General features: G+C 31.7%; 7 protein-coding genes. All 7 read right to left on the reverse strand.

Annotated features, from left to right (window positions below; genetic code table 11):
- Positions 1 to 274: 274 nt before the first annotated feature.
- Positions 275 to 688: a DUF6896 domain-containing protein gene (locus BMW64_RS20150; RefSeq protein ID WP_090002470.1), complete on the reverse strand. Its 414-nt coding sequence runs from the start codon at positions 686 to 688 to the stop codon at positions 275 to 277.
- A complete protein-coding gene (locus BMW64_RS20155) occupies positions 689 to 1,672 on the reverse strand; it encodes an RHS repeat-associated core domain-containing protein (protein ID WP_228400981.1) in 984 nt (327 codons plus the stop codon).
- A 244-nt stretch (positions 1,673 to 1,916) separates the two neighbouring features.
- On the reverse strand, positions 1,917 to 2,468 hold the full coding sequence (locus tag BMW64_RS20160; RefSeq protein ID WP_143052747.1) for a hypothetical protein: 552 nt from the start codon (positions 2,466 to 2,468) through the stop codon (positions 1,917 to 1,919).
- Between the two features lie 5 nt (positions 2,469 to 2,473).
- On the reverse strand, positions 2,474 to 3,463 hold the full coding sequence (locus BMW64_RS20165; protein ID WP_090002476.1) for an RHS repeat-associated core domain-containing protein: 990 nt from the start codon (positions 3,461 to 3,463) through the stop codon (positions 2,474 to 2,476).
- Between the two features lie 510 nt (positions 3,464 to 3,973).
- Positions 3,974 to 4,288 (reverse strand): hypothetical protein, encoded by a 315-nt coding sequence (locus tag BMW64_RS20170; RefSeq protein WP_090002478.1) that lies wholly within the window; start codon positions 4,286 to 4,288, stop codon positions 3,974 to 3,976.
- A 23-nt stretch (positions 4,289 to 4,311) separates the two neighbouring features.
- A complete protein-coding gene (locus BMW64_RS20175) occupies positions 4,312 to 4,848 on the reverse strand; it encodes an STM3941 family protein (RefSeq protein WP_143052748.1) in 537 nt (178 codons plus the stop codon).
- Between the two features lie 11 nt (positions 4,849 to 4,859).
- Positions 4,860 to 5,873 (reverse strand): RHS repeat-associated core domain-containing protein (locus BMW64_RS21000; RefSeq protein WP_317048332.1); only part of this gene is annotated, 1,014 nt, incomplete at its 5' end.

Below are 5,873 nucleotides of genomic sequence, written 5' to 3' on the forward strand. Positions count from 1 at the left end.
AACTTATAGCTTTTGTAGCTTCCCTGTGCAAAATAGGTATTTCCGGTCTTTAAATGATTCATCCCAAACGGATAATAATCATTGGCATCCGTTATCTCAAGAGCGCCTGCGCTGTTTCTCGCGAAACTGATCCTTACATTTCCTAAATGATCTTTGTACTGGTAAATATCTTTTAAATAAACAGATGATCCAAATGACCATTTGTTTTCTATTGATTTTATTTAAAATTATTCCCGATAATGAATTCAGGATGTAAGTAAATATCCAAGGTTCATTATGATCTAAAATTCGTTTGATAAATATTCCAATTAATGTCATCGATTATTAACCAGTGCAAAATTCCTTTTTCAATCATATGAGATAAATCGTTTTTTAATGCAATTTGATCTACTACAATTTCTTTATAACTACTCTCTATAAAATTTTTAAATTTCCAAAAAGAAAATTTAATATCATATTCATTCAAAGGGGCTTTGTCATATTCACATACTACTGCATTTTTTTCAACAGTAAATCCTGAACCATGTCTTATAAATTTGTAAGAATTAATATTTTCTTTGTCAATTAAATTACTTACCATATAGCTCCAGATGTTTTCATTATTGGATATATTTTTTTCTCTTTTTATAGTATCCTCAAAATCTTTTATGAAATCTATATATTCTATTAATATTTTATTTGTATTCATTTATTTAAAAAGTCCAGCATTAATTTGTTTTACTTTGTCTCCAAACATTTGCAATGCCTTTTGTCCGGAAACTTCAATTATTTCTAAAGTTTTGTTTTCTTGTATTGCAGCTTGTATCCTGTGATGACTATCTAAAATATACCTTTCTCCATCTTTATAATATATAACTATTTTTTCCCCATATATTTTCATCATATCACCATTCCGCATCGATTCTGCCATTTCCTTAACTTTTTTAATCTCTTGCGCACCTATTTCTGTAGATTTAAATGTTTTTAAGGCGGTTTTATTAGCTAACAAATATTTTAATTCACCAGCCCCACTAATATATTCTAATGGCCCGGCACCACCGATAGGTTGTACTCTTGCTATTTTACCGTCAGCATTGACGACGTAAGTCATATAGTCATCACTCCATTCTCGTGGATTAGCAGTTGCTAGTAATCTCCCTAAAAATGATGTTTTAGCTTCTAGAACCTGCGTTCCTATAGGATTTGAAAGAATGTATCTTCCACCACCATGTATAAACGCATTATAATGCATCTGTATCAGATTTCCCCAAAAGAAACTTGTTGTTCTACTTCCCAAATCTAATAAGGGTAATTTTTTCTCACCAATAACGTCATCAGTATTAAAAGAATAACTTCCATCAAAATCCACGGTATGCCTTCCATAGTCAAACCCTCCGTTACCGTTATTTTTCCATTCGCCTCCTATGTTCCAAATCTTTTCTAAGACTGCATCTTCTAACATACCGTTTGGATCAGTAAACATAACAGGATTATTAAAGCCATAGCGATACACTGAAACTCCAGGATTGGCTTCTGCCATGGGATCCGTAGCAGACCATCTCGCAATATCCGCCATATACATCCTTGCTCCAAAGTCATAAGCCCCAAACTCTTGCAACTCTTTTTCTCCGAACTTATAGCTTTTATAACTTCCCTGTGCAAAATAGGTATTCCCGGTCTTTAAATGATTCATCCCAAACGGATAATAATCATTGGCATCCGTTATTTCAAGAGCGCCTGCGCTGTTTCTTGCGAAACTTATTCTTACATTTCCTAAATTGTCTTTGTACTGGTAAATATCTTTTAAATAAACAGATGATCTAAATGACCATCTGTTTTCTATTCATTTTATTTAAATTTTTTTCTTTAATGTCGATCAATAAACAAAACCAAAACATCTGAAACATGACCTGATCATTGTTACGTAATGCTTAACATTATCCTAATACCTTTATCGTTACTATTAGACTTAGTATAAACAATAAAATTATACTTGCAATTATTCCCAAACTGATCCAGGCCCACTTATATCGTACGTGTTTACTATCTTGATCAAACTCTTCAAAATATTTTAAATATTTATCATTTTCCCATAAAAGCTTATTATTAATAATATAAGGAATTAGTAACATTATTATTATAAAGCACAAAGTATAAATTCTGTTGTATTCCCATACATATTGAATTAGAGACTTTCCCAAGAGTGCCTGTAAAAAATTAAATAAACAATATTCTAATATAACTAATAAACCTCCGATTTGAATATTAGCAAAATTGATACTTTTACCATATTCTCGATTATTTGATACTTTCAAGGCAATATCATCAATATGCTTGAATGAACTCCCTTTTTTTTCTAAACTTTTTTTTAAAAAATTAATTTTAGTAATAGGACTAAAAATAAAATTTAAAATTGTTCTAAAAGCATATGTAGTATTTACTTCAAATAAATAAATATTATAATAAACTTTATTCCAAACTTTTTCCATAATTTTTATTTTAACCAATTTTCTGCTTGTTGTTCAGCATAATCTCCTCCATACATGCCTCCAAAAAAACCTCCAACAAGCCCTCCAACGATTCCTCCAATAGCAGCTCCTGGTACAGCTCCCCATCCTTCAACCCAAACTCCGATTCCTGCTCCAATTTTAGCTCCTGCCCAACTTCCAAATTCTGCACCTGCCCAAGTTCCTGCCATACTTCCAGCTACTCCGGCTGTGGCAACTTGAGCCTTATGTCCGTAAGTCCAATCATCTTTATATATACCATTAATTATTTTTGCGCCATTGACGACATTGCCGAATGGACCAACAACCTTCCCAATTCTAGTACCATATCTTGCTAATGACATTGTTCTTACATATTGATTTCCATAAAAAACACGACCATTTACTGTAGGAAAGTAAATCCTTCCATTGGTTCCTAGTCTTATTATACCAGAATTAGTGGCTAAGGATTTTCCTGAGCTATCAAAAAAATCATTCAAATTTCCTATGATGCTAATATAACCATCTAAGTTTATTTTTTCATTTTCATTGCTATTTTTTAGCAGTATGGTATGTCCTTGCCCCAAATTTCCAACACCATATAGGTCATTTCCAATTTTATAAGATGTTTGCGTGGCCGTTCCTGTAAAGAAAGATATTTTACTAGAGCCTCCACCTAATGCTACATTATTAAATGCAGCCAATAAATTATTAACTTCCGAGTCTTCCATAGGATTATAAGAATCTCTTTTAGGACTGCCATCCTTATTAAATGACCAACTTGTTATCCCATTATTACCTGAATTATTCCATATATGATTTATCTGTGCTTGTTCCAACATTCCATTCGGATCAGTAAACATAATAGGATTATTAAAGCCATAGCGATACACTGAAAGTCCAGGATTGGCTTCTGCCATTGGATCCGTAGCAAACCATCTCGCAATATCTGCCATATAGATTCTCGCTCCAAAATCATAAGCCCCAAACTCTTGCAACTCTTTTTCTCCGAACTTATAGCTTTTATAACTTCCCTGTGCAAATAGGTATTCCCGGTCTTTAAATGATTCATCCCAAACGGATAATAATCATTGGAATCCGTTATCTCAAGAGCGCCTGCGCTGTTTCTTATTCTTACATTTCCTAAATGATCTTTGTACTGGTAAATATCTTTTAAATAAGCAGATGGTCATTTAGACCATCTGTTTTTTATTAATTGTATTTAAATTTTTCTATATTAATGTCGATTAATAAAGAAAACCAACACATTTGGAACATGATCCATGCTCCACGACCAGGCAGAAAATCATAATATTTACTTATATTCTTCATATAAATCTAAAATATTCTCCTTAAACATATTAAACGAACAGGACAAATAAGTACAGTTTAATAAAATTGGGGTTTGATATTGTTTATAATTAAAACTTAATACCCACTTTTTAAAACCTTTTTTTTGATTTATATATTGTTTGGGATTATGAATAAAAATTTTGAGATGAGAAACATTATTTACTTGAAATTCTTCTATTCTTCCATTTTATAAAAGGATAATCCAATATATTTACCTTATCACTAATGCCTATACTATCTATTGAAAATATGGCATTTTTATCAAATAATTTCCTGCCAAATAAATAAATCAAAAATGTTGAAATAACAATACTAATTAATCCGACTAAAAATATGATTAATCCATTACGGTAAATAAAACTAGTATATTTACTTGGGTTTGTTACAGCTATTATTCCAAATGCAAGTATTAAAAGCATAATAAGGGTAATAATAGACAGTTTCACATTGTCCTTTTTTATATTTCCCAACTTAGTATTTTTTAATCATTATCTCATTTAAACTTTTCCCAATTTTCGATCATTACTTCAGTAATATCATCAATTTTAGCTGATAAAGCATTGGTATTTATTACATATGGTGTCCCATATTTTTTAGTATTGGATATAAAAAAAAATTTCCCAAGTCCTTTTTCTCTGTTTTTATAGTACTCAATATTATTAATATAAACAAGAATATTTTTTATTTTATTTATTTCTACAATTTCAATTCCGGTTATATCTTTCCAATAAATTAAATTATTAGTGTATTGAAGGATACCTAAAAATAATCCTTCATCATTAATTCTAATGAAAAAATTTCTATTACTAATACTCTTGATTATAATTAGTGATAATAGCAATGCTCCTAAAATTGCAAGAATTCCTACTAAAGATACGATTACTTCGTTTCGTGTAAATACAGAAACATATTTTGAAGGATTAAGCATCCATAAAATGCCAAAATATGATAGGGAAATTATTAAAATTAAAAATACTAATATAAAAAAGAAGTATTTTGGTCTATTTTTTTTAAAAATAATATCTGACATAATTTTTTAATTTATTTATAAATACCTTCAACTTGTTCTCCTACATATTCACTCGCAAAATAGCCTACAATAGCTCCTGCGACAAACCCTACAACTGTTCCAACACCGGGCGCTATAGAGCCTGCCCCAGCACCTACCATGGCTGCACTAAGCCAACCTACCCCAGCTGAAACTCCAGCTGAAACTCCAGCTGAAACAATAATACCTGTACCCACTTTTGCTGTGGCAACTACAGTATTTTTACCAGGCTTCCAACCGTCACTAGCCAATCCTTCACCTACTTCGTAAGCACCAAGTGCATAACCTACCCAACCAGCTCTTTCAGCATATTTTCCATACATTGCAGTAGTTCTTAGATAGCCACTTCTCAATCCTATTTGTGAGTCTGCTGCTCTACCAGCGTATCGAATACTCCTTTGATTTCCTAAATTATCAATCCAATACCCTCTATTATAAAGTGAGGTACGTTGATCAGCAATAGCTTTGTAAATAGTTTCAAATGTTCCAGACCCATAATCCACCCAATTTTTATAGGCATCCATGGATGTTTCGTTTCTAATCGTTACATTATGTCCTATTCCCAAATTTCCAACACCATATAGGTCATTTCCAATTTTATAAGATGTTTGTGTGGCCGTTCCTGTAAAGAAAGATATTTTACTAGAGCCTCCACCTAATGCTACATTATTAAATGCAGCCAATAAATTATTAACTTCCGAGTCTTCCATAGGATTATAAGAATCTCTTTTAGGACTGCCATCCTTATTAAATGACCAACTTGTTATCCCATTATTACCTGAATTATTCCATATATGATTTATCTGTGCTTGTTCCAACATTCCATTCGGATCAGTAAACATAATTGGATTATTAAACCCATAACGATATACTGAAAGTCCAGGATTGACTTCTGCCATTGGATCCGTAGCAGACCATCTTCCGATATCTTGCATATACATCCTTGCTCCAAAGTCATAAGCCCCAAACTCTTGCAACTCTTTTTCTCCGAACTTATAGCTTTTATA

Origin of the sequence: Chryseobacterium taichungense (assembly GCF_900109935.1) — a bacterium.
Lineage (GTDB): Bacteria > Bacteroidota > Bacteroidia > Flavobacteriales > Weeksellaceae > Chryseobacterium > Chryseobacterium taichungense.

Excerpts from the sequence above, each read along its gene's own strand:
- BMW64_RS20150 (WP_090002470.1), bottom strand. The coding sequence starts at position 688 with ATGAATACAAATAAAATATTAATAGAATATATAGATTTCATAAAAGAT.
- BMW64_RS20175 (WP_143052748.1), bottom strand. The coding sequence starts at position 4,848 with ATGTCAGATATTATTTTTAAAAAAAATAGACCAAAATACTTCTTTTTT.
- BMW64_RS20155 (WP_228400981.1), bottom strand. The coding sequence starts at position 1,672 with ATGAATCATTTAAAGACCGGGAATACCTATTTTGCACAGGGAAGTTAT.
- BMW64_RS20160 (WP_143052747.1), bottom strand. The coding sequence starts at position 2,468 with ATGGAAAAAGTTTGGAATAAAGTTTATTATAATATTTATTTATTTGAA.